The following is a 2123-nucleotide window of genomic DNA, read 5'->3' on the forward strand; positions in this document are numbered from 1 at the left end:
TCTTCACGCGCTGTTCGATGCTATCCATGGAGATCCTCCAAAAGGGTCTATATCTAAGTGAATTATAGCCAAGCTCGCTTGTCTAAAGCGCCCCAGCCGGACGAATGCATATCGCGGTCGCAATACGCGGAAATCAGTTCATGAACATGCCGCCGTTGACGTGCAACGTGGCGCCGGTAACGTACCCCGCCCCGGGCGAGGCCAGAAAAGCCACGCAGTGAGCGACGTCTTCGGGACTACCGAGGCGGCCCAGCGGAATCTGTCCCAGCAGGGCGCCGGTTTGATCCTCTCCAAGAGCCCGGGTCATGTCGGTGTCGATGAACCCGGGAGCAACGCAGTTGACGGTAATGTTGCGGCTACCCAGTTCCCGAGCCAGAGCACGGGTCATGCCCGCCACGCCCGCCTTGGCCGCCGCATAGTTGGCCTGACCGGCGTTGCCGCTGGCACCGACCACGGACGTCACGTTGATGATGCGGCCCCATTTCGCCTTCATCATCCCCCGCATGACGGCGCGCGACAAGCGGAATACCGCCGTCAGATTGGTGTCGATCACGGCCGACCAATCCTCGTCCTTCATGCGCATCGCGAGTGTATCCCGGGTAATGCCGGCGTTGTTCACCAAAATGTGCGGGCCGCCCTCGGCTTTGCCGATTTGGTCCACCAGCGCATCCACGGCCGCGCCATCATTGACTTGCAGCACCGCGCCGCGGCCTTTGGTCGGATAGGCGGCAAGCGCTTCGGTAATGGCCTCGGCGCCGGCTTGTGTGGTGGCGGTACCGATCACCGTCGCGCCCCGCGCGGCCAGTTCAGCCGCGATTGCCTTGCCTATCCCCCGCGATGCTCCCGTCACCAACGCGACTTTGCCTTGCAATTCCATGGTTTCTTCCTTCTATCCGACTGGCGCGGCCACCCGCTCCGCGCCGGTTCAACCTTTCCTTCCGTTACCTGCGCGATCCCACCCGCGGCCTATGCGCGGGGGCTCGCCCCCAGGCACCGAACGGCGCCCAGGCCTGTCCACCGCCCCGAACCTCGGAAGCCGCGGAACACGAAAAGCGACTCAAGCCCCGCCGGCTACTGCCTCCAAGGCGGCCTTCAGCGACGCCTCGTCGGTGACGGCCAATGCCGTCAACCCGGGCGCGATACGCTTGGTCAATCCGGTCAAGACCTTGCCGGGCCCGCATTCGACGACATGGGTGATGCCCTTGGCCTGCATGGTTTGTATGGTTTCTACCCATCGTACCGGATGCCAGGCCTGCCGCACCAGCGCATCCGAGATCGCCGCAGGCTCCGTGGGCGCGGCCACGTCCACGTTGTTCAGGACCGGGACGCGGGGCGACTGGATATCGATGGCCTCGAGCGCCTTGGCCAAGGTGTCGGCGGCCGGCTGCATGAGGCTGGAGTGAAACGGGGCCGAAACGGGCAGCGGCAACGCGCGCTTGGCGCCGGCCTGCTTGGCGGCTTCGCATGCGCGTTCCACGGCCGCCTTGTGGCCGGCGATCACGACCTGGGCGGGCGCATTGAAATTGACTGCCTCGACCACTTCCGACTGGGCCGACGCGGCGCATACTTCCCGCACTTGGTCGTCGCTCAGGCCGAGGATGGCCGCCATGCCGCCTGCGCCGACCGGCACCGCGGACTGCATGGCATCGGCGCGAATGCGGACGAGACGCACGGCATCCTCGAGTGTCAGCGCACCGGCGGCGACCAGCGCGGCATATTCGCCCAGGCTGTGCCCGGCCACCACCGCCGGGGCCGGTCCGCCCGCTGCCTGCCAGGCGGCATAGGCAGCGACGCCTGCCGTCAACATGACAGGCTGCGTGTGCGTGGTGAGATTGAGTTTTTCCGCGGGGCCGTTGGCCATCAGGCCGGCGAGGTCCTCGCCCAGGGCGGCGCTGGCGCGCGCCACGACATCGGCCACGGCGGCATTGCCGGCGAAGCCGTCGAGCATGCCGACGGATTGCGAACCCTGGCCGGGAAAGACGAATGCGATTTTAGTCATGGGTACCTCTGTTTCCGGGCGCTCACATGCGTGCGAGCACGGCGCCCCAGGTAAATCCGCCGCCCACCCCCTGCAGCATCACCAAGTCCCCCCGCTTGACGCGCCCGTCGCGCCGGGCCACGTC

At 66.5% G+C, this 2123-nt stretch carries 3 protein-coding genes; all 3 read right to left on the minus strand.

Going from position 1 to position 2123, the window contains the following annotated elements:
* Window positions 1–133 precede the first annotated feature (133 nt).
* On the minus strand, window positions 134–877 hold the full coding sequence (fabG, locus tag IRZ12_RS17460; RefSeq protein ID WP_296471346.1) for a 3-oxoacyl-ACP reductase FabG: 744 nt from the start codon (window positions 875–877) through the stop codon (window positions 134–136).
* A 180-nt stretch (window positions 878–1057) separates the two neighbouring features.
* A complete protein-coding gene (gene fabD, locus IRZ12_RS17465) occupies window positions 1058–1999 on the minus strand; it encodes an ACP S-malonyltransferase (protein WP_296471350.1) in 942 nt (313 codons plus the stop codon).
* Between the two features lie 22 nt (window positions 2000–2021).
* Window positions 2022–2123 (minus strand): 3-oxoacyl-[acyl-carrier-protein] synthase III C-terminal domain-containing protein (locus IRZ12_RS17470; RefSeq protein ID WP_296471353.1); only part of this gene is annotated, 102 nt, incomplete at its 5' end.

Origin of the sequence: Pigmentiphaga sp. (genome assembly GCF_019689535.1) — a bacterium.
Lineage (GTDB): Bacteria > Pseudomonadota > Gammaproteobacteria > Burkholderiales > Burkholderiaceae_B > Pigmentiphaga.